This is a genomic window from Marinococcus sp. LNSP9103-4, assembly GCF_056034345.1.
Genome location: NZ_JBQLIA010000006.1, coordinates 1 through 21,715, shown reverse-complemented (window position 1 = coordinate 21,715; position 21,715 = coordinate 1). Strand labels below are relative to the sequence as shown.

General features: G+C 44.3%; 18 protein-coding genes. 13 read left to right on the top strand and 5 right to left on the bottom strand.

Annotation, left to right across the window (positions count from 1 at the left end; genetic code table 11):
• Positions 1-224 precede the first annotated feature (224 nt).
• Both ACTRXG_RS06005 and ACTRXG_RS06000 read left to right on the top strand, forming a co-directional pair.
• Positions 225-1,193, top strand: coding sequence for a C40 family peptidase (locus ACTRXG_RS06005; RefSeq protein WP_474284319.1), 969 nt, complete (start codon positions 225-227; stop codon positions 1,191-1,193).
• 203 nt (positions 1,194-1,396) lie between these two features.
• Positions 1,397-2,179 (top strand): CpsB/CapC family capsule biosynthesis tyrosine phosphatase, encoded by a 783-nt coding sequence (locus ACTRXG_RS06000; RefSeq protein WP_474284318.1) that lies wholly within the window; start codon positions 1,397-1,399, stop codon positions 2,177-2,179.
• 33 nt (positions 2,180-2,212) lie between these two features.
• On the opposite strand, the gene ACTRXG_RS05995 is transcribed toward ACTRXG_RS06000, so the two are convergent.
• The 4 genes from ACTRXG_RS05995 to ACTRXG_RS05980 form a co-directional block, all read right to left on the bottom strand.
• Positions 2,213-3,145 (bottom strand): LCP family glycopolymer transferase, encoded by a 933-nt coding sequence (locus tag ACTRXG_RS05995; protein WP_474284317.1) that lies wholly within the window; start codon positions 3,143-3,145, stop codon positions 2,213-2,215.
• 174 nt (positions 3,146-3,319) lie between these two features.
• Positions 3,320-3,685, bottom strand: coding sequence for a hypothetical protein (locus ACTRXG_RS05990; protein ID WP_474284316.1), 366 nt, complete (start codon positions 3,683-3,685; stop codon positions 3,320-3,322).
• Positions 3,669-4,220 carry an acyl-CoA thioesterase gene (locus ACTRXG_RS05985; protein ID WP_474284315.1) on the bottom strand — a complete coding sequence of 184 codons (552 nt, stop codon included), beginning with the start codon at positions 4,218-4,220 and terminating at the stop codon, positions 3,669-3,671. The genes ACTRXG_RS05990 and ACTRXG_RS05985 overlap by 17 nt, the downstream gene beginning before the upstream one ends.
• Before the next feature lie 99 nt (positions 4,221-4,319).
• Entirely contained in the window at positions 4,320-5,216 is an 897-nt protein-coding gene (locus tag ACTRXG_RS05980; protein ID WP_474284314.1) for a LysR family transcriptional regulator, read from the bottom strand.
• Positions 5,217-5,350: 134 nt separating this feature from the next.
• Here ACTRXG_RS05980 and ACTRXG_RS05975 point away from each other — a divergent pair, with 134 nt between their 5' ends.
• The 11 genes from ACTRXG_RS05975 (at position 5,351) to ACTRXG_RS05925 (ending at position 19,982) form a co-directional block, all read left to right on the top strand.
• A complete protein-coding gene (locus ACTRXG_RS05975) occupies positions 5,351-6,520 on the top strand; it encodes an ROK family transcriptional regulator (RefSeq protein ID WP_474262291.1) in 1,170 nt (389 codons plus the stop codon).
• Positions 6,521-6,608: 88 nt separating this feature from the next.
• Positions 6,609-7,913 carry an extracellular solute-binding protein gene (locus ACTRXG_RS05970; protein WP_474262290.1) on the top strand — a complete coding sequence of 435 codons (1,305 nt, stop codon included), beginning with the start codon at positions 6,609-6,611 and terminating at the stop codon, positions 7,911-7,913.
• Positions 7,910-8,845 carry a carbohydrate ABC transporter permease gene (locus ACTRXG_RS05965; RefSeq protein ID WP_474278061.1) on the top strand — a complete coding sequence of 312 codons (936 nt, stop codon included), beginning with the start codon at positions 7,910-7,912 and terminating at the stop codon, positions 8,843-8,845. Before ACTRXG_RS05970 ends, ACTRXG_RS05965 begins: the two co-directional genes overlap by 4 nt.
• Positions 8,846-9,691 carry a carbohydrate ABC transporter permease gene (locus ACTRXG_RS05960; RefSeq protein WP_474284313.1) on the top strand — a complete coding sequence of 282 codons (846 nt, stop codon included), beginning with the start codon at positions 8,846-8,848 and terminating at the stop codon, positions 9,689-9,691.
• 30 nt (positions 9,692-9,721) lie between these two features.
• A complete protein-coding gene (locus ACTRXG_RS05955; RefSeq protein ID WP_474284312.1) occupies positions 9,722-12,829 on the top strand; it encodes an alpha-mannosidase in 3,108 nt (1,035 codons plus the stop codon).
• Positions 12,830-12,974: 145 nt separating this feature from the next.
• Positions 12,975-13,742, top strand: coding sequence for a tyrosine-protein phosphatase (locus ACTRXG_RS05950; RefSeq protein WP_474284311.1), 768 nt, complete (start codon positions 12,975-12,977; stop codon positions 13,740-13,742).
• 30 nt (positions 13,743-13,772) lie between these two features.
• Positions 13,773-14,942, top strand: coding sequence for an O-antigen ligase family protein (locus ACTRXG_RS05945; RefSeq protein WP_474284310.1), 1,170 nt, complete (start codon positions 13,773-13,775; stop codon positions 14,940-14,942).
• Between the two features lie 235 nt (positions 14,943-15,177).
• The gene (locus tag ACTRXG_RS05940; RefSeq protein ID WP_474284309.1) at positions 15,178-16,347 is read left to right on the top strand and encodes a glycosyltransferase; all 1,170 of its coding nucleotides are present in this window, start codon (positions 15,178-15,180) and stop codon (positions 16,345-16,347) included.
• A gap of 272 nt (positions 16,348-16,619) precedes the next feature.
• Positions 16,620-17,717 (top strand): polysaccharide pyruvyl transferase family protein, encoded by a 1,098-nt coding sequence (locus ACTRXG_RS05935; RefSeq protein ID WP_474284308.1) that lies wholly within the window; start codon positions 16,620-16,622, stop codon positions 17,715-17,717.
• 40 nt (positions 17,718-17,757) lie between these two features.
• The gene (locus tag ACTRXG_RS05930) at positions 17,758-19,035 is read left to right on the top strand and encodes a lipopolysaccharide biosynthesis protein (RefSeq protein ID WP_474284307.1); all 1,278 of its coding nucleotides are present in this window, start codon (positions 17,758-17,760) and stop codon (positions 19,033-19,035) included.
• Between the two features lie 8 nt (positions 19,036-19,043).
• A complete protein-coding gene (locus ACTRXG_RS05925) occupies positions 19,044-19,982 on the top strand; it encodes an ATP-grasp fold amidoligase family protein (RefSeq protein WP_474284306.1) in 939 nt (312 codons plus the stop codon).
• Between the two features lie 140 nt (positions 19,983-20,122).
• On the opposite strand, the gene ACTRXG_RS05920 is transcribed toward ACTRXG_RS05925, so the two are convergent.
• The coding region (locus tag ACTRXG_RS05920) for a SpoIID/LytB domain-containing protein (RefSeq protein WP_474284305.1) at positions 20,123-21,715 on the bottom strand (1,593 nt) is incomplete at its 5' end.

The following is a 21,715-nucleotide window of genomic DNA, read 5'->3' as shown; positions in this document are numbered from 1 at the left end:
ATTAGTTAAACCCCCAACATATAATACGAGTAGCTTATAAAAACGGAAAAAAATATATTAAACAATTTAAAAATAAAATAACAGGAGGTGTAATCGTCTTAAACTCTTAATAATAAAAAATATCCCTTTTATTACATATATTTCTATCAGATGCTTTATTCTGAAACTTTAGAACTACAATATACAAACTCCGGATATTAAGAGACCTTACAGACGAACACATAATGAAAAAATTCTTATTCAGCGCTGCGCTTGCAGCAGGACTTCTCGCTACGCCAACTGTTGCAGATGCAGCACTCGGAGATCAGACATTAAAAGTAGGCCACCGGAATTCAGATGTAAAAGAACTGCAGGAGTATCTGAAAAGCGAAGGCTTTCACACTGGTGCCATTGATGGAGTGTTCGGACCGGTAACAGCAAGCTCCCTGAAGTCATTTCAAAGCTCAAAAGGTATCGGAGTGGACGGTGTAGCCGGACCAATCACGTTCAGTAAAATGAACCTCGGCGGCAGCAGCTCTTCCTCCAATGTATCTTCGAATTCTTCAGGTTCCTCCAGCTCCAGCGTATCTGCAAAACTCCGTCAGGGCGACCGCGGAAGTGAAGTGAGCAGCCTGCAGAGTACGCTCAAAAGCAAAGGATTTTATAACAGCTCTGTGGACGGGGTATTCGGGCCGGTGACAGCAGCTGCCGTTAAAGACTTCCAACGCACAGCGGGTATTGGCGTGGACGGAGTTGTCGGACCAGTTACACAGAAGGCATTAAGCAGTAATGTAACAGCCTCTTCCAGCAGCTCGAGCTCTTCCTCCAGTTCAAGCAGTACGGTAGCCGGAGTATCAACAGGATCTTCCTCTGCAGTAGTGGAAACAGGCAAACAGTATATTGGCACCCCGTACGTGTGGGGCGGCACTTCTACGAGCGGCTTTGACTGCAGCGGATTCATTCAGTACGTCATGAAGCAGCACGGCGTCACTACGAAACGGACAGTAGCACAGATGTGGACACAGGTGTCGAAGGTATCAAGTCCAAGTGTCGGCGATGTCGTGTTTTACGAAACAAGGACCGGCCCATCACACATGGGCTTCTATGTTGGAAACGGCAAGTTTCTCCATTCCGGTGCTTCGACCGGCGTTACCATTTCCGACATGAACAGCTCCTACTGGAAATCCCGTTATATTGGCGCAGGACGTTTCTAAATAACATAAATAGCCGTGAGGCTGAAAAGCAGATTGATTGCTTTCAGCCTCTTTTTTGTGATAAAAGTTGCAGTTGGCATAAGAATGAAACTAAGATATTTTTACTTTGTTTGAAACGTTATGTGCTATACTTAAATGACTTAGTCGTTTTCCATGCCGAAGAAATAATACGGACAACAGGCCAAACCAAAGGAGTGGAAGAATTGATTGACATTAACAGCTACATCTTAAATGACGAAGATGAAACAGCGGAGAAAAAGAACAATGTCAGGCAATTACTCGCGGAGTACCATCAGGCAGGAATAACAGACATTATTGCTGCCCCTAAACAATGGCACGGTAACGACAAACATCCGGGAGACACGATTCCGTTTTTAATTGAACAGTTTCAAAAGCAGTGGAGTGGCGAATTAGGTGCTCTCCGCATTCATCCAGGACAATGCGTGCGTCTGGCGGGAAGACTGGTGAATGAATTAAAAACGGAAGAAGCATTAACGCTAAACGGCAGCCGGTACGTGCTTGTAGACTGGAGCGAAGAACTTTCCTATCACGAAATGCACGCGCATTTACATGAATTACGTATGGAAGGTTACATGCCGATCCTGGCAGAACCGGAAAAAGAACCGGGATTCCAGGAGCATCCCGAAGAGCTGTACCGATTGATTAAAAACGGATCACTTGCACAGGTGAACGCGGGGAGCTTCAGCAAATCGGCGCCGAAGCCGGAGAGACAGTTGGCAGAGAAAATGATTCAGTACCGGTGGGCCAATATTGTTGCGAATGTAACCATTGATGCCTTTGAAGAGAATCTTTCCATAGAAGCCACTTTCGACAGTGTTGAAAAGCTCGCTGGCAGAGATTATGCTGAAATGATTAAAGACAATGGAGACTGTGTGCTAAATAACCGTTATGTCAGTACCGAAGAGCCTTTTTCCTTAAAAGAAAAGCGAAAGTGGTTTATGCCGAGCCGCCCCAAAGCCAAATAAAAACGGTGTCCTCTGTGGAGGGCACCGTTTTCGTTATTCTGCGGGCGCTTCTTCGCCGTCTTCGAGCTCCAGATGTTCCCGAAGCGTGTTCGAGATTTCCTGCACTTCGGCCGGATCCTGTTCCATGTAGTAAATACCGTCAATGGTCCGGTCCTGTCCATTTTCAAAATTGATATTTTCAATATCGTTCCGTGCGCTGAAGTAATTCGAGCGCAGATCCTTCATATCATCGAAGGTCATGTTCGTGCGCACATTTTCTTCCACGACATCAAGATAGTCGCCGATACGTGTAATAGAAGTAACGCTCTGTCCCTTGTTAGCAATAGCTTCAATCACCTGGCGCTGGCGTTCATTGCGCCCGAGGTCCCCGCGCGGATCTTCTTTTCTCATACGGACGTAGGTAAGTGCTTTTTCCCCGTCCATTTCGATTTCACCTTCGGGGAAGTCGTATCCGTTATCGCTGAAAGCAAAATTATTTTCTACCGTAATACCACCGACGGCATCGACCATATCCTCAAACCCTTCAAAGTTGATGGTCGCATAGTAGTCAATCGGCACATTCAAAAAGTTTTCGACACTGTTCATGGCCATATCGGCACCGCCAAACGCATAGGCGTGTGTGATTTTATCCTGGGTGTCCCGTCCGATTATCTCAGTATACGTATCCCTTGGAATGCTGACCATTTTGGTGGACTCTGTTTCCGGATTCACGGTGGCTACAATCATTGTGTCAGTACGTCCGGATGTACTTCCGTTTCGGGCATCGACCCCCATAAGCAGAATGGAAATCGGCTCGCTGGAATCCATATCCACGTCCGCGTCCCGGAGATTGCTCTGGCGGTCTTCGCCTTCGTTGATATTTTCTGCCGTATCTGCCACGGAGTCGTAGAGATACCAGGCGTAAATGCCGACTGCTATAAGGAGCGCGAGAAACAGCCCGCCAATAATAAGCAATGCTTTTTTCATATGTGTTCATTTCTCCTGTCTGCCTAATTATGTAGTATTGCTTTATTTTATAGTTAATTCAGCAATAGTTCAATAGGCTGTAATTATATGATATCTGCCACAAATAATAGTCGTCTAAAAAGACAGGGAAGTTACAAAAAAATCCAGACAATATAATTGTCTGGATTCGTTTCGTTATTTGTTCAATCCCTTAATGGATTCCGGCGTAGCCCCGGCGGTCAGCGCACATAAGGCTTCCTGCTCTTCAAAGGAAAGTGTCTGGATAAACTGCTGCAGCTGTTCATCGTTCGCCTGTGTGCGAAGTTTCTGCACTTCTTCTATATAAAGACTGCGCACAGAAGTCGGCAGCGCCTGAACGTCTGGCGGCAGTTCTTCTGCCGGCTGAAGGAGCGCACACAGACTTTGATAACGGAGCTGAAGCTTCCGGGTCAGTTGAACCGCATGAGTCCACAGCGTATACAGCTCTCCTTTGCTTTGCTTCAATGCGCAGCGTTCTTCATCGACGCTCCGGAGCGTCTGGATACTAGTTAACGTGATCATACTGCGTACCCTCCTCGTGTTCATCCCATGGTTTTTCCAGGGTAATGAATTTCGCGAGCTCCTTGCTTTTCTGCCGGTGTTGCTTCCGGTCAATCTCGCGGTCCTGGCCGGTTTCAAACAGCGTTTTTTCTTCATCAGTTTCCGGAATAATATCCGGGACCGGCACTGGTTTGCCGTGGTCGCCAAGAGCGACAAAGGTTAAAAAGGCAGTAGCTGCAATCCGGCGTTCCCCGCTCATCATATCTTCAGCGATGACCTTGCAGAAGATTTCCATTGAGCTTGTGCCGGTATAGGAAACGAATGATTCAATGCAGACCGAATCCGTCTGGAAAATCGAGCAAAGAAAATCGATGGAATCGGTCGAAGCGGTAACGCATTCCTTCGCACGGGAATGCCGTCGGGCCGACAGCGTGGCGCAGCTGTCGAGTTTTTTCATCAGAACACCGCCAAAAAGGGAATTGTAGTTATTTAAATCGTTCAGCAGCACCTGGTCTGTGTTGACGATACGGCTTTCACGCATTTTCCGTGACTGCATAGTGAAGTCTCCTTTCATTTATAAGGATACTCCACACATGACCATAATAAAAATGAATGATTAATATGATTATCATAGCCTTTATCTATGGTAAATGCATTAATCCTCCTGCTTCATTTTGGAAAGCACCGGAATGGAAAAATCGAGCCACTCCTTAGCGATAAACGAAAGGTAATGCTTGCGGTGCCAGATGAGGCCGAGCTTCCAGCGGAGCGCCTCCCCGGCAAGCGGCCGGATAACAACCTCGCCGCCAAGCTCCCGGCAGATACTTTCAGGCAGGAGAGTGATGCCGAGGCCGCTCACGACCATTTTCTCGATAAAATCCCACTGCGAGCTTTCCGAAAGAATATTAGGCATAAATCCAATGTCCCGGCAGGCAGTAATAATCTGCTGGCGCAAAGAGAAATCCTGGTTAAACAGCAAAAAACGCTCTCTGTTAAGCTCGGCAAGTCCGACAGATGCCTGAGCCGCAAGCGCGTGACGGGCAGGAAGCACGACCTGGAGCGGTTCGTCGACGAACGGGTGTGTATGAAAAAGCGATTCCTCGGTAGGCAGGACGACGGCTCCGACGTCGAGGTCGCCGTGCAACAGAGCCTCTTCAATTTTTTTTGAGCCGTTTTCTTCAAGATGCAGGGTGATCTCCGGATACTTTTCGTGAAATGGAGCGATCACCCGGGTGAAAAAGGAGGAGCTTAAGATCGGCGGCAGGCCGATGCGGAGCTGCCCGCGCTTCAAGCCGCGGAGGGCATCGAGCTCGTGCTCAAGTCCGTGATAGGCGTGACGTATTTTTTTCGCCTGCTCGAGCATGACAGCGCCGGCATCGGTAAGAGTCAGTTTTTTACGCGAACGGTCAAACAGCGTTACTCCCCATTCTTCCTCGAGCTGCCGCAGCATCTTGCTGATTGTCGGCTGGGTGACGTACAGGTGTTCAGCGGCGCGCGTTATGCTTTCGAGCCGGGCAGATTCCATAAAATAAACGAGCTGGCGGTAGTCCATGCGATCACTCCAATGATTCAGATGATTTTATTGTAATAGAGTCATGTCAAAAAAGAAAATGTTGACTTTCTAAAATGAAAGCGTTAACATTTAATTACTTATTAAAACAATTTTAAAAAGTATAGGTGGCTATCATGACAGTAACAAACGCAAATATGTTAAAAACAGCAAATCGCAGGCGTATATTTGAATTGCTTCATCGCAGTGAAATGCCGATGACACAGCAGGAAATGGCTAAAACGACGGGCTTAACTGTAGCTTCCGTAGGTAATATTTTAGTTGATTTGGAAAAAGCACGCCTGCTGCAGGAAGCGGGGCAGGCGCTGTCCAACGGCGGAAGAAAACCGACATTATATACCCTGGATGCTGAATGGCACTATCTGGTTGGTGTAAGCATTTCCGTTGAAGAGGTCACGCTTGTGATAACTACTTTAAAGGGGGAGATAGTTTATCGGAAAACAAATTCTTTTTCGTTAGAGGAAGACCCTGAAGCCGTACTCGGGAGAGTGATAAATGAGCTGAAAAAAATTACAGCTGCCCCGGAATTTCAATTGAAGGAAATGGCGGGCATAGGAATCAGTTCGCCAGGGCCGATCAACGCGTCAGAAGGAATTATCTTATCGCCGCCTCATTTGCCTTTATGGAGAAACGTCCAGATTGTTTCTTTATTTGAAACAGCGTTTGAAACAGATGTCATCCTGGAAAAAGATGCAAACTGTATGCTGCTCGGCGAATGGCATTACGGCCGGGCGCGGGAAGCAGAAAATGTTCTTTATTTTATGATCGATTTTGGGATAGGAAGCAGCTATATTATAAACGGCCAGCTCTTTCGAGGAGCTAGCCACCTGGCAGGAGAGGTAGGCTTTGACAGCAGCCGGCTTCGTCCGAAAAATAACGCGACTGGCAAATCTTTATACTCTATTCTTCCTATTATGAAAGAAGCCAGAGAGCGAATACATCAAGGCGAATCAACATCGCTGCCCAATAATTTAAATTCCATAGACCAATTCATTGACTGCTACGCAAAAGAAGACCCGCTGGCCCGGGAAATTATCCAGGAAAGCATGGAGGACGTCGGCTGTGCCATTGCAGACAAAGTCAATTTTCTGAACCCGGAGCTGGTTGTGATTGGCGGCAGGTTGATCACGGCTGTACCGGACTTTGCCAAAGAAGCGGAAAAGGTAGTGAAGGAATGCGTTTACCCTGAAACGGCAAATGCGATGAAATTCATATCTTCAACATTTGGCTGGGAAGCGGAAGCTATGGGCGCCGCTTCGCTGATCTTAAAGCAAATGCTGCATTAGTGTTGCAGCCTTTAGCTTTTACTTACTTATTAAAACCATTTTAAAAAGTGCAGGGTTATAAAATATTGCAGATCGGAGGCGGTGCCTCATGAAAAAATCAATATCTATTGGAATATCTATGCTGGTAATAGCAGGGCTGGCAGGATGCAGTGGAGAAAACCCGAGCGCCGAAGAAAAAAAGACGCTCACCTGGTACACGACAGCAGGTTATTCACCTGAAGCCCCATCAGCCGCAACTTCAGATTATATTTCAGGAAACGTACAGTCGTTTGAAAAAGAGCATCCGGATATGGATATACAAATAAGTCTTCAATCGAGCAATATTGATGAAGCGATGGCAAGACTCCTTGAACAGGCAAACACCGGCCGGGCCCCGGACATGGCTGCGATTGACGGTTATATGCTGGACCGTTATAAGGAGTATCTGCAGCCTTTGGATGAACTAATGGAGGAGCGCGGCATCGATCCGGATGATTACCTTCCATTTGCGGAAAAGGTGTTACGGGGCGATGACGGGAAGATTTATGGCTTGTATATGAGCACGGATACGAGAATGCTTTACTATAACAAAGAAGTAATTGAGGAGCCGCCGTCGACATGGGATGAAGTAATTGAAGTCTCCAATGAAGTACAAAAAGAAGGCTATGAAGGGCTTGTTCTTCCGCTGGGAATCGGGGAAGGCACGTCGGTGACGTCATTATGGCCGTTATTCTGGTCGCAGGGCGGCGAGCTGGTGGACGAGGAAGGGAACCCGACGTTTGGCGAAGGTAAGAACCGAGAAGCAATGATCCGTACGTTTGAGACGCTCGACCGTGCCCAGGAAGAAGGAGCGGTTTCCAAACGCATGGCAAGCTCGGGACAGGAAAATGATGCAAACGGCGAGGTTGCTGCCGGCGATACGGCCATGTTCCTTGGCGGAAGCTGGCAGGCGGCTACGATAGAAGAGATACTTGGTGACGACTTTGAAAACTGGGAAGTAGCTTCACTCCCGACAATTGAAGAAGATGATCCGACCGTGTCAAGCGCCGGCGGCTGGGCGTGGGGGATCTTTACAGAAGACCCCGAAAAGAAGGAAGCCGCCTTTGATTTTCTTATGGATTCCTTTATCAGCGAAGAAGGAATGGGCGAATTCACCTCGATTCAAGGGTCGCTTCCGGCCCGGCAGTCGGTCTATGAAGCCGATTCCTACAATCCTGGCGCTTTCAATGACGAGTTTCTGACATCTCTGGAAACAGAAGCTGAAGCCCGTCCAGGATCTTCAAAATACAATGAAATTTCGGTACAGCTGCAAACGGCTATTTCCCAGGTAATATCCGGAAGTAAGGAGCCGGAGCAGGCGGTCGATGATGCATGGGAGATTGTCACCTTTGGAGAAGGCGGTGAGAGTGAATGAGCACATACGACAAAGCGATTCCCCCTCAGCAAACGGAAAAAAAGCGGAGGCCGAGAAGGACCATGTGGGATACACCGTACCCTTGGCTAGTCCCTCTCTTGTTAGTGCTGGCTGCAGTGTTTCTTTATCCGATTCTCCAAATAGTGCGGCTGAGCTTCACTGATGCAAATATGATTCAGGTGGGGTACGACTATACGTTGGAATCATACCTTCGAATGTTCACGCTTCCAGGTTTTCTGCCAATGATCGGCACGACGGCGTTCTTTGTATTTTTCAGTGTGGTTTTTCAACTATTTGCCGGATTTATCGTCGCGCTTCTCATTGTCCAGGGGGAGAAAATGAATTTGAGAGGGACGGTGGTCGTGCGTACGTCCGTGCTGGTAGCCTGGGCAATTCCAGGTGTCGTCATCGGGGTTATCTGGGGTATGCTGTATAACGAAACAGATGCAGGCATTATCAATTATGCTCTGAGTACCGTTGGCCTCGGACCCGTTTCCTTTCTTTCCGACCCCACCATGGCACTTTTGTCCGTGACGCTTGCGAATATATGGCGGGGGACAGCGTTCAGCATGATCTTAATGTATGCAGGTTTGAAAACGGTTTCGAAGGATGTGCTCGAAGCGGCGGTCATCGACGGGGCAAATGCCCTGCAGCGGATGAAAAGTGTTATTCTCCCTGCGATCGCTCCTATTATTCTGGTCAACCTCATCATTATTTCGATCGATACCTTCAATACGTTTGATATGGTGATGGCGCTTACAGGCGGCGGGCCGGGTAATAGTACAGAGGTTATCGCTTTAAGTATTTACACCGCTATTTTCAGGGAGTTTAACCTTGGAGAAGGTGCTGCGACCGCAGTAGTGCTGTTGGTTGTGAACGTAGTGATGACGCTTGTGTACTTAAAGGTACTCGGCCGAAGGGGGGAGGAATAAATGATGGTAGGTGCGAAAAAACAGCGTTGGATAAGAATTGGGCTGTATACAAGCTATGTGCTTGTCGTACTCAGCTTTTTATTTCCGCTTCTCTGGGTGTTCTCCCTGTCCCTGCAGACGAGGTTTGAGGTGCTTCAGGTGCCTCCAAGCATTATCCCGACAAGCTTTGCGATCGGGAATTACCGGGAGGTGCTTGATACAGCTCCGGTACTTCAGTATTTGTGGAATTCATTCCGGATTGTCGCTTCCACAGTCGTATTAACACTACTCATCGCGGTGCCGGCGGCGTTTGCCTTATCAAGATACCGGATGAAATTTAAAAACCATCTTATGATAGCCATTTTAATGACACAAATGATCTCTGCGGTCGTGATCACGATACCTATTTACCGGCTGTTTGCAAGCTGGGGGCTGCTGAACCAGCTGTGGCTGGTCGTTCTCGTATACGTTGCTGTGGTGCTTCCATTTACCACCTGGTTTTTGAAAAATTATATCGATACCGTGCCGGTTGATATGGATGAAGCAGCCATTATCGATGGATGCAATAAATGGCAGATGCTTAGCCGGGTTCTGTTTCCGGTCAGCCTGCCAGGGATTGTGTCGGTGGTTATTATTGTCGCTGTGCAGAGCTGGTCGCAGTTTGTCATTCCATTCATTTTGATCGATGATGCGTCGCTGTACCCGGTCTCGGTCGGCGTCGTAAATCTTCAGTCCACCCAGACACAGATTACGACCCACCTGCTTGCTGCAGGCAGCATCATGTCCATTATTCCAGTAGTCATTTTATTCGTCCTGCTGCAGCGCTACATTGTCGGAGCACTGACAAGCGGAGCTGTTAAAGGATAGCAGGGATTTATTTCAGAGAGGATGAGAAGCATGTTTTGGACAGAAGAAAAATTAGCACAGCGGATAAGCGAATTAAAGCAGTACCGGTATACAGGAAAGCAGCCCATCGAACGCTTCGAGACGGTGGAGGAGGAAACGGGAGAAGAAATTATTCACTCCATGCCTAAGCAGGAGCCAAAAGAAATGACTATAGGCGACCGCTGGGAAGGAAGAGACCGCTACCTGTGGCTGAAAGCAGAAGTGGATATCCCGGGGGAATGGGAACAGGAAAAAATCGTCGGCGTATTTGACTTCGGAAAAACGGGCGGTGGTCATAACTCTGGGTTTGAATCCCTGCTGTATGTTAACGGGGAGCCGATGCAGGCAGTGGACGGAAATCACAAGGAGGTATTTTTCCCTAACCGGCTTGCCGGACAAAAAATCACGCTGGAATTCCGGCTCTGGTCAGGCCTTGAAGGAATTAAAGGAAACCAGGAAATCCAGGAGCACCGGCTGCAGATCGCCTTTATCTCCTGCCTGGATGAATCGGCGGATGATCTGTATTACACAGCGGAAGCGGCTCTGGAAACGACAGCTGTGCTCGACGGACGGGATGCTAAACGGGCGCTGCTGCTGCAGGCACTTGACCGGTCGTTTAAGCAGATCGACTGGCGTACCCCGGGAAGCAGTGAGTTTTATTCCTCCGTGAGACGAGCAAACGAACAGATGCACGAGGAGATGGGTTCCCTGCAGGAGGAACACCCGCTGACGGTAAGGGCCGTCGGCCATACACATATTGATGTTGCCTGGCTCTGGCGCCTGAAGCACACAAGGGAAAAAGCGGGACGCTCCTTTTCCACCGTGCTGAAATTAATGGACCAGTATCCGGAATACCAATTTCTGCAGACCCAGCCCCAGCTGTATGAGTATATAAAAAACGATTATCCGGAAATTTACGAACAGATTAAGCAGCGGATAGCCGAGGGCCGCTGGGAAGCCGGCGGGGCGATGTGGCTCGAAGCCGACTGTAATATTCCCTCCGGTGAATCCCTGAGCCGGCAGCTGCTGTACGGCCAGCGTTTTCTCGAACAGGAGCTGGGAGTGAAGCGGTGCCGTTATTTGTGGCTTCCGGACGTGTTCGGCTATTCATGGGCGCTGCCGCAGATATTGAAGCAGGCAGGCATTGATACATTTATTACAACCAAAATCAGCTGGAATCAGTACAACCGGATGCCGCATGACACCTTCACCTGGCGCGGGATCGACGGGACGGAGATTGCTGCGCATTTCATTACGACGCCGGACGGATCGAATAAATATACCTACAATGGTGAAATTGAAGCCGAAAGCATTCAGGGCATCTGGGATCAGTACCGGGACCGCCCCTTTAATAATGAACTGCTTCTCTCCTACGGATATGGGGATGGAGGCGGGGGGGTGAACCGGGACATGCTGGAAAAAATCCGCCGGTTTGATGAAATGCCCGGGCTCCCGAATGTAAAAACAGGCAGGGTGGATGAGTATCTTGACGGACTCCATGAGCGGATGGAACAAACTGATCAGTACGTCCACACATGGGACGGGGAGCTGTATCTGGAGTACCACCGGGGTACGTACACAAGCCAGGCGTACAATAAAAAAATGAACCGTATCGCCGAACAGCGTTACCGCCGGGCAGAATGGCTCGATACGCTTGCCTATCTTCAGAACGGCTCATGGAGCAACGGGCATCAGGATAGACTTCACGAAGGGTGGAAAATCATTCTGCGCAACCAGTTCCATGATATTATCCCCGGCTCCTCTATTAGAGAAGTGTACGAGGACAGTACGAAAGAATACGCGGAAGCGCTGGAGCTCGCGGCCAAAAATGAACAGGAAACAAAGGCGAAGCTTCTGAAAATTGACCCCGCCGGCGAGAAATTAACGGTATTTAATCCAGCCTCCCACTCACGCGGGGCAGTAATTCAGGTGCCGGACGCAGAGCACAGCTGGACCGACCATACAGGAAACCAGCTGCAGGTGCAGACAGAAGAATCCGGAGAGATGCTCGTCCATGTACCGAACCTGCCAGCACTGGGATATAAGGTCATCTATGCCAACGGAACTGCCCAGCAGAAGCAGGATACGCCGTTCCAATACGACAACCACCGGCTGGAGACCCCTTTTTATACGATTGATTTTAATGAACACGGGCAGTTGGTGAGTGTGTATGACAGGGAAGCCGGAAGGGAAACGCTTGCCGGGCCGGCGAATGTACTTGAAGTGTTTGAGGACAAACCGCTTGCATTTGATGCCTGGGATATTGATATCTTTTATAAGGAAAAACAGTACACCGTTTCTGAGCTGAAAAAAGCCGAGCTGGTAGAAAACGGTCCGCTTCGTGCAATAATAGCCCTGGAATGGAGCTATCAGTCTTCTATGGTCTATCAGAAGGTCATCGTGTACAGCCATTCGCGGAGAATTGACTTTGAAACGACGGTCGACTGGCACGAGCATCAGCAGCTGCTTAAAGCAGCGTTTCCGGTCCAGATCCGTGCCACCGAAGCGACCTACGACATTCAGTATGGAAATGTAAAGCGCCCAACCCACTGGAATACAAGCTGGGACAAGGCGATGTTTGAGACGGTGGGACATCAATGGGCGGACCTTTCGGAGCGGGATTACGGTGTCAGCCTCCTCAATGACTGCAAGTACGGCTACGATATTAAAGATAACGTTATGAAGCTGACGCTGTTAAAATCAGCGATAGAACCGGATCCGACCCAGGACCAGGGCGAGCACATTTTTACGTACAGCCTGTTTCCGCACCGAGGAGACTGGTTTGAGGGTGGAACCGTTCAGGAAGCCACGGAGCTGAACGTGCTGGCAGACACTGCTCCTGGGGGCATGGCAGTGCAGGAATACAGTTTTCTGCAGCCGGATGCGGCCAATATTACTGTGGATGCCGTAAAACAGGCGGAGGATGATGACGGAATTATCGTTCGTCTGCATGAGCATGGAGGTATGCGAGGGGAAGTGACGTTTACAAGCGCCCATGATTTTTCCTCCTGCACGGAATGCAGTCTGCTCGAAGAACCGGAAAAAAAGCTCGCCGCCGGTTCCAGCCTGACGCTCGATTTTAAACCATATGAAATCAAAACGATTAAGCTTACAATATGAACCGTAAAAACCCGGAGCCTGGAAGACGTTGCCTGCTAATGTCTTCCGGGCTTTTTTGTGACCCATTCCCCTCAGGCGTTATGCATAAATTTATAAAAATATGATAAGCTGTTGATATGGAAAAAACGTAAAGGAGCAAATGATTATGATTGATTTGCATTCACATATACTCCCCGGCATTGACGACGGGGCCGGAACGATTCAGGACAGCATCGAAATGGCAAGAGCCGCGCAGTTAAACGGCATACATACTGTTGTTGCTACACCGCACCATAAAAACGGGGCCTGGGACAACAGCGGCCAGGACATTCCGCACCTGGTGGATTACGTAAACGAATCACTGAAAAGCGCCCGTATTGATCTGAAGGTGCTCCCGGGTCAGGAGAACCGGATTAACGGTGAGCTGGTCAATGATTTAAAAAAAGGTATTTCGATTGGCCTTAATCACAGCCGCTACGTGTTTGTCGAATTTTCGAGCGCTCAGGTGCCAAGGTACGCCAAGCAGCTGATGTTTGAACTCCAGGTGGAGGGCTACGTGCCGGTCATCGTACACCCTGAGCGGACGAAGGCGTTCCGCGAGCAGCCGGACCTTTTGCATGAGTTCGTGAAAAATGGGGCACTCACGCAGGTTACCGCCCACTGCTTTACCGGGAGGATGGATAAAAGCATTAAGCAGTTTGCCGAAAACATGATAACCCATAGCCTCACGCACGTGGTGTCGACGGATGCTCACAACATTGATCTGCGCCCGTTTGATCTGCGGGAGGCCTATGATTATATTGATCATCATCTGGGATCGGAATACGTGGATACCCTTTTGGAAAACGCCGAGCGTATTATCGAAAATAAAGATCCGCTGCTCGACGAACCGTTAAAGATCAGAAATAAGAAAAAGTTTCTCGGTTTATTCTGAAGTCAGTATCTTGGGAAGGAAGCTACCATTATGAAAAAAAATAACAAATTAATAAATTATATTTTAGCCTTTTTTCTGTTCCTGGCTTTTAATATACCGAGTTTGAAAATTGTATTCATAAACCATGAGTTGGTAAATATGATAATTATGATTGGTTTTTTGGCTGTTGCTATTGTGAAAGTCCTTTCCGATAAAGAAATACCCTTGCTTGAGCAGAAAGGCAGGGGTTATTATTGGCTGCTGCTAATGTTTTTCTGGATTGTTCTAATCTTTTCTGGATTAGTAAGTAACTATACCGAATTAGCTATGGTTGATTTAGCTAAGTATTTAAGTGTATGTCTGACATTTTCTGCTGCTTTTTTAGCCCTGGAAAGAAAAGAAATCAAGCTATTCTTTATATTCCATTTAATTTGGTCTATCTTAGTATCGATACTAAGGCTGATGGGGTTTATAGATTTAAATCACAATTTAGGAGAAAATTACTTAGTAATGGGGTTTCCTTTATCCATAGGACTATTAGTAGCTGTGGCTTTGTTTTTCACTAAAAACGAATGGGGTTGGAAAGCATTTGCTCTCTTAGGCATCATCCTGAATACCGGCGCATTATCAGAGCTTTCCGGGAGAGCACCTATACTCTTTCCAACGATATTAATTGTTGCATATATTATTTATTATAATTGGAAAAACCAAAAGTTTCTTTGGCTGTACAGCACTTTGGGAGGATTTATTGTTATTGTTGTGGCAGGGTGGTTTTTATTTCCGGATTTAAGAAGAACAGAGAGAATGGTGGATTTATTTACAAGTATTGAAGATGAGCCAAGAATTAATGTATATCAATATTATATAGATAAATCATTAGATAACTTCTTAGGATATGGTTTAAATGCTTGGGCCGCAGACGATAAGTTCGGATACCCTCACAACTTTTTCTTAGAAACTTTCTACAGCTCGGGTGTATTCGGCTTAATTATTTCGATAATTATTATATTTTTGTTGTTGAAGTTTATACTTTCCTTGATCAAAAATTGGGAAAAAGATTTTATAGTAGTGGGAAGTATTTTTGTAGCTTTGCATTCTTTCTTAATCTGGAACGTTTCTTTTAATCTTTCGAATTCTTATTTGCTTTTCTTAGCAATAGCTCTAGTAGTGATAAACTATTTTGAATTAAATTATAAGAAGCTTAACAATAAAAACTTTTGAAACCTCAGGGAGTTATTAACTAAAGTTAAGGTGAAAACATGGTGCTGATGCCAGGCAGTAGTCTTCAGAATACGCATACATCTTTAAAACTAAACTGACAAGAGCCAATAAACAAATAGATACCGATCAAGCAAGTAGATGATTATCAATTTTTCAGTTGTAGAAGTAAACTTTTATTACTTAAGTGAAAATTTACTTCTGATATTTAAATAATGAAGAGTGGGTGGCCTGTTAAATGAAGAATATAGTAATAATTTGTTATAAGTACCCTCCGGAATACTCGGGTTTTGGGAAACAGTTAGAATCTGTAATATCTGCTATGATGGATAAAGATTCTGTAAATATTACTCTGCTCACTGCTTTCAATTCTTCTAAACAAAAAGAAAGTGAAAATTTAAAAGTAGTACCTTTAGGTTTTCAGCGCTCTTCTAAAAACAGCGTAATTTTTAATGTTTTTTGTTTGAGAACACTATTATGGCTGATTTTAAATAGGAAAAAATATAATTTAATTCATTGTATAAAAGCAGGCCCGGAAGCATTAGCAGGCAATATTGCAAGTAAATTATTTCGGAAAAAAATAATTGTAAAAGTTATCCAGGAAGAACTAAGTACAAGAGAGCTGGAAAATATCAATAAATTTAAGCGTTTTACTAGAAGACGCAGACAAAAATTCCTGAAAAACACAGATAAATTTGTGGCTATTAGTGAAGAAATTAAAGATAATATTCAAAAGACACTTAAAGTTCGAGAGAGTATAGTAAAAATACCGAATGGGGTGGACGTAGATAAATTTCATCCAGTCAGTGAAGAGCGTAAAAATCAAATTAAAGAAAATCTTGATTTACCATCAGATAGCGTTATTGCACTTTTTGCCGGGGCGATTAATAGAAGAAAAGGAATAGAAGATTTGTTGGAAGCAGCAGGTATGCTGGAAAACGACACTAAATGCACCATAGTATTATGTGGGCCTATTTTAGAAAATATTCAGCTTGAAAACAGAATAGCAGAAATAAATAAATCGAAGTCTTCTATTAATATTATTTATAGAGGTTCAGTAGACAACATTAAAGAATACATGCAAGCATCAGATATATTTCTGTTGCCTTCTTATTCTGAAGGACTGCCTAATGTGTTACTGGAAGCAAATTCTTCAGGGCTGGCTTCGATAACTACTGATATTGGGGGCAATAGAGATATTGTCACAGACAAATACAACGGATATTTAGTGCCGGTTAAAAATGCAAATTTACTAAGCGAAAAATTACAAAAATTGATTGATGAAAAAGATCTTCGGGAGCAAATGGGAAGAAACGCAAGAGAAGTAATATATGAAAAATTCTCTTTGGAAAGTGTAGCGAAAAAATATTTACATCTGTATCAGCAATTAAATGAGAAAAAAGGGTAAATCTTTAATTCATTTATGTTATTAATTATAACGAAGGGATTACTGTTATAGAAAATGTGTGAATTGCCCTGTTTAAAAGCACAACCGCGACTCCCCCTTTTACCTTGGCAAATAGAAAGTTAATTGGCTACGGTTGCAGAAAAGAGCCCCCTACTTCCGGCCAGTCGTTTTGAAATATGAAATTAATAAGTTATTTTTCACTACTATATACATAATTTTTTTGTATTAATTACATCGATAACTATTTAGAAGAAAAGAGGTTAAGGAAATATATGATTTCCCTACACGGAGCTTATGAGAATGAAAACTTTGGAGATGAACTACTTGTTGGTATTCAGGCGAAATGGGTGCAGGAATTAAATTTAAAGGTGGGCCTCCCTTTTGCGTCGCAAGTATATAGAGACCAAATATCCTCTTCTGAAACAGTTGGAGAAGAATGTTTGAATAAAAGTGAAAAGTTAATTTACACAGGCGGGGGATATTTTGGAGAACCCAACCATAAAAAATATAAGTGGGGTATAAATTTTTTCCGAAAGAAACACCATGTGCCAGGGAAGAATTTTAAAAAAAATAATAAAAAATACATGATTGCTGGCGTAGGGGCAGGGCCTGTTTCAAATATTTTAACTAGAACTTCTATTGTAAACATATGTAACTCAGCAGAAAAAGTTTTGGTCAGGGATGAAGCTTCATTTGACTATCTCAAGAAATACGGTGTCAAAAACAATGAAATGAAAATCACTGGTGACGTTGTGCTTAGTTTGAGTGAAGAAGATGTTCCCCGGGAATCAATAAAGAAAGCCTCTAATATAATTGCTAAAGATACAGCCAAATATTACTTAGGCATACATATTGGTGTAGCGCCTGATGACTCATTTTATAAAGATAATATTGAAAATGTGATGCAATCAGTTTTGAAAGTATTGGAAAATGAAGATATTAAACCAGTTCTCATAGCTGACAAGAGGAACTCACTGCCTCAAGAAAAAGCTATAGATGAAATGAAAAAAAGACTAAAAGAAGAGCCGTTAATATATCGTCATGAAAATATGTGGGACACATGTGCTTTTCTTAGTCAACTAGATGGCGTCATAACTACTAAACTTCATGTAGGGATTACTTCTTTCGCTTTGGGAACTAGAACTTTCGGAATAGCTGCGCATCAAAAAACCAAAAGATTTTATGAGCAGATTAATAAAGAAAAGAACTTTTATGAATTAAGTCAAATAAAAGGTGATATTTCAACAAATATAAAAGAATTTATCCAAGAAGAATATTGGGATAAAGATACATTGGAGGTTAAGCAGGAATTGAAAAGAAAGGCGTTAGAAAATAAACAAGAAATTATAAGTTTCTTAAACGGGAATTAATGCAAAACATACCTTTAAATTACTCCAATGGAGAATTGATATGATTAATAAAGTATTAAAGAGCAACTTCTGGAAAAGCATTTTGATGGTGATGAGCGGGACAGCATTTGCCCAGGCTTTAAACATCCTCCTCTCCCCAGTTATTACAAGAATCTATACGCCTACCGAATATGGTATTTTAACAACTTATACAGCGATCATTAGTATATTGGCCGTTGGAGCTTTGAAGTATGAATTGGCTTTGCCAATTGCAAAAGACGAACGAAAAGCAATTAATATTCTGACCTTATGTCTGTTGGTTCTTGCTTTGCTCGTGCTCCTCCTTTCTATCGTTTTTTTAATTTTCGGCGATGTATTTTTAACCATATTTAAGTCCGAGACCCTTTATCAGTATCGTTTTTTAATTCCACTAGGGGTGTTGTTAGCCGGACTCTATAAAATTTTCAATCAATGGGCATTCCGTTTGCGTGATTACAAAAACGTATCCAGAACGCTCGTTAATCAAAGTATATTATCTAATACGATTAAAGTAGGCACGGGAGCCTTAGGGGCTGGACCAATTGGGCTAGTGTTCGGCCATATTGCGGGCATGAGCGCTGGAATTCGTGTATTATCCGCGCCAGTTCGCAAGCAATATAAAGAGTACTCCAAATTAATTCATCCAAGAGAAATTAAGTGGGCATTTAAAAGGTATAAAAATTTTCCATTTTACAATATGCCCTCAATTGTATTAATGTCTTTGAGTTCTTCTCTGCCTGTTTTATACTTCACTTCAGTATTCAGTAGTTCAGCTGTTGGTTTTTACGGGTTAGCATATACTATTGTAAAATTACCAATGAATTTAATGGGGACATCAGTAGCCAACGTGTTTTACGCGGAAGCCGCAAATATTGGGAAGGAACATCCCTCGAAGCTAAAGCGATTATTTAATCGCCTGTTTAAAAAACTAATACTCATTGGGCTTCTGCCTTTAATTGCTTTAGTGGCTCTGGGCCCCCAGTTATTTAGCCTGGTTTTTGGAGAAAACTGGACTACTTCCGGCGAGTATGCACGTATCATTGCCTTTATGATTTTCTTTATGTTTATCTTTGCTCCATCTGGTAAGTTATTTGTAATATTGGAAAAACAGAGAGCCCGTTTGCTTCTTGATATCCTTCGGGTGGTATTAGTGTTAATAGCATTTGGTATTTCATGGATTTACAATTTTAATCCGTATTTGACCATTGCTATGTATTCGATAGTTATGTCCATAAATTTTATTTTTCTTCATATCGTTTCACACAGAATTTTAAATGCTTCTCATAAAAGTGAGTCTTAATAAAAAAGGTGCTGATAAACATCGTTTCGATCTCAAAAAAATTATTAAATATATTAACAAAGTTTCGCAAGGTCCTGGAATCTGTTTTCAAGCGTTTACCTACAAATTTCTTATCAGACCGAACGTATTTAATAATCCAGTACTATCTTAAAACAGGGAAAAAATTAAATTTAAAGCGGCCGCGAACTTTCAATGATAAACTTCAATGGTTAAAGCTTTATGATCAACGTGATTTTTATACGCATTGTGTCGATAAATATAAAGTGCGTTACTATGTGAAGGAAAAAATTGGAGAAAAGTATTTGATTCCACTTCATAGTGTTTATGATAGTGTTGAAGCTATTGATTGGGAAAATTTACCTAATCAATTCGTATTGAAATGCACCCACGGGTCTGGGTCCAATATTATCTGCAAAAATAAAAACGAACTTGATGTTGAAGAAACGAAAAACCAGCTTTATTATTGGATGAAAAGAAATTGGTATTGGTACGGGAGAGCAGAACCTTACAAAAAAATTCAACCAAGAATTTTATGTGAGAAATATCTTGAAGAAAAGAACTCCAATGGCGGGTTAACTGATTATAAGTTCTATTGCTTTAATGGGAAAGCTGCTTATTGCCAAGTTATACGTGGCCGGGGACAACAAGAAACAATTGATTTTTATGATCGGGAGTGGAACCACATGCCATTTAATGGCTTAAGACCACTGCCAGCTTCCAAAATAAAACATTCGAAACCAGAAAAATATGAAAAAATGATTGAATTAGTTGAAGCTTTAGCTGCCAATATTCCTTTTGTAAGAGTTGATTTATATTATATAAATGATAATATATTTTTCGGAGAAATGACTTTTTATCCGCAAAGTGGGTTTGGCAGTTTTTATCCAGCAGAATGGAATGCGGAAATAGGGAAAATGCTTGAACTACCAAAAAAATCAATAATGTAGTGAATAATAATTTAATTTTAGAAAAAATTTCTGTGCGTTGTTAAATTGAGTTGTAGGCAGCTCGAAGAAAAATCAAAGCATTTTTGAAAGAAAAGTAAAAGGGAGCTTCTCTTCATAGAGAGGCTCCCTTTTTGCTGTCTTTAGTTAATTTCCTCGATGCTTAAAATGTTCGATTTCATTGCATTGGAGTCAACGGCGCTTCGGAACTGATCACCAGTAAGAGTGATGGTTCCCTTGGCCATGATCACATCAATGCTTTGAAGACGTTCATTTTTTATAGTTGGCTGCAAGGCAAGCACATCGCCTTTGTTTTCATTTTTGAAATACTCAACAGCCGAGAGATCTTTTAACGAGAAGGACTCGGTCCAGCTCACCTGATTATACTTTGACGGATCGTAAGGATCCGGAACGCCGATCAGGTAGCCAACATTATTCCCCCATACGTCCGCAGCATCCACAGTATGACCGCTCGCAGAGGCGGAGTAGACGCCTTCCACTAGCCGGCCGTTGTAGTGAATGGCCTGTCCGCTCGTGGATTGTATGGCGTTTAGAATCGTCGGACTGCTATGGGAGCCGGTAGGTACGCCGTGGTAAACCTGTGAGCGGGTATCGTTGTATACATCGAAGGTGCCGGAGGTCTTCATTTTTGTTATTGCATACGAGCGGGCCGCAACCGCCTGGGCTTTGTATGCGTCCGGTTCGTTCCAGCTGGTGTACATTTCATATGGCACGACGCCTTCAAGATACGTATCGATATTCACGTGGTTAACGACGTCCATCACCCAGTTGCTCGTGTATTTGCCGTCTACTAGGCTTTTGGAAAAATGAATTTCCCCCTTATAGGTAACATCGTCGTATTCAATCGTACCATTGTTTGCACTGACTGCGTAAATCGGGTCAGAGGTCGTTTTCTCTGTGCCTTCATTTTTAACGGTATACGTTCCGTTTCCACCTGAACCGTATGTGACGGTAGTGGAGCCCGAGATGCCCTCGAACAGTTTATTTCCATTCGTTGTCACAATGCTGTAAGCAGAAGAGCTTTCAATGTCAGCAGTATTTTTCTTGGTGTCTCCAAGCAGTACACGCATCGTTTTATTTTTATAGCTTTCGCTGTTCACTACGTCGATGCCGGTATAATAATGCTTTAAGATTTCATCGTAGCTGTATCCTTGCTGGGCCATGCCATAAGCGCCCCATTGAGTCATACCGACACCGTGGCCGAAGCGCTCTTTACCGGAGAAAACGTATGTGGTGCCCCGCTTCTCAACGAGGGAGCTTAAGGTCTGGCCGTTTGCAGCCCCGCTTACAGAAAGTCCGTTGGCAGATTGATATGCTTTTACCTGATCAGCGGTTAGCTGATCGTAGGTGCTCGATTTGTTAGTGCTGTAGCCGGCAGCCTCCAAGTACTGCTTCAGCATGATGACACTGTCACTGCTGTCTCCCTGTCTCAGCACAGAAGTGAATGGGGATGGAATAGACTCGTTCATTTCAGCCTCCAGAGCTTCTTTTAACTTTGAAAGTGTGGATGTTCCGGCTATTCCATTGACAGTCAGGCCATGGTCGCGCTGGAATTCTTTCACGGCGGTTTCGGTCTGGGAGCCGAAGTTTTCGTTTGGCTCCGCAATGTCGAGGTAGCCGAGCGTGTAGAGCTTCTCTTTCATCGCTTGGGCTTCAGGGCTGCGCACACCGTTCTTCAGGACACTGCTGTCACTGTCCCCGCTGCTGTCGTCGTT

Coding starts and splice junctions, on each gene's coding strand:
- ACTRXG_RS05955 (WP_474284312.1), top strand. CDS start 9,722: ATGTTTTGGACAGAAGAAAAATTAGCACAGCGGATAAGCGAATTAAAG.
- ACTRXG_RS05965 (WP_474278061.1), top strand. CDS start 7,910: ATGAGCACATACGACAAAGCGATTCCCCCTCAGCAAACGGAAAAAAAG.
- ACTRXG_RS05995 (WP_474284317.1), bottom strand. CDS start 3,145: ATGAAAAAAGCATTGCTTATTATTGGCGGGCTGTTTCTCGCGCTCCTT.
- ACTRXG_RS05945 (WP_474284310.1), top strand. CDS start 13,773: ATGAAAAAAAATAACAAATTAATAAATTATATTTTAGCCTTTTTTCTG.
- ACTRXG_RS05985 (WP_474284315.1), bottom strand. CDS start 4,220: ATGCAGTCACGGAAAATGCGTGAAAGCCGTATCGTCAACACAGACCAG.
- ACTRXG_RS05970 (WP_474262290.1), top strand. CDS start 6,609: ATGAAAAAATCAATATCTATTGGAATATCTATGCTGGTAATAGCAGGG.
- ACTRXG_RS05960 (WP_474284313.1), top strand. CDS start 8,846: ATGATGGTAGGTGCGAAAAAACAGCGTTGGATAAGAATTGGGCTGTAT.
- ACTRXG_RS05990 (WP_474284316.1), bottom strand. CDS start 3,685: ATGATCACGTTAACTAGTATCCAGACGCTCCGGAGCGTCGATGAAGAA.
- ACTRXG_RS05950 (WP_474284311.1), top strand. CDS start 12,975: ATGATTGATTTGCATTCACATATACTCCCCGGCATTGACGACGGGGCC.
- ACTRXG_RS06005 (WP_474284319.1), top strand. CDS start 225: ATGAAAAAATTCTTATTCAGCGCTGCGCTTGCAGCAGGACTTCTCGCT.
- ACTRXG_RS05940 (WP_474284309.1), top strand. CDS start 15,178: ATGAAGAATATAGTAATAATTTGTTATAAGTACCCTCCGGAATACTCG.
- ACTRXG_RS05980 (WP_474284314.1), bottom strand. CDS start 5,216: ATGGACTACCGCCAGCTCGTTTATTTTATGGAATCTGCCCGGCTCGAA.
- ACTRXG_RS05975 (WP_474262291.1), top strand. CDS start 5,351: ATGACAGTAACAAACGCAAATATGTTAAAAACAGCAAATCGCAGGCGT.
- ACTRXG_RS05930 (WP_474284307.1), top strand. CDS start 17,758: ATGATTAATAAAGTATTAAAGAGCAACTTCTGGAAAAGCATTTTGATG.
- ACTRXG_RS05935 (WP_474284308.1), top strand. CDS start 16,620: ATGATTTCCCTACACGGAGCTTATGAGAATGAAAACTTTGGAGATGAA.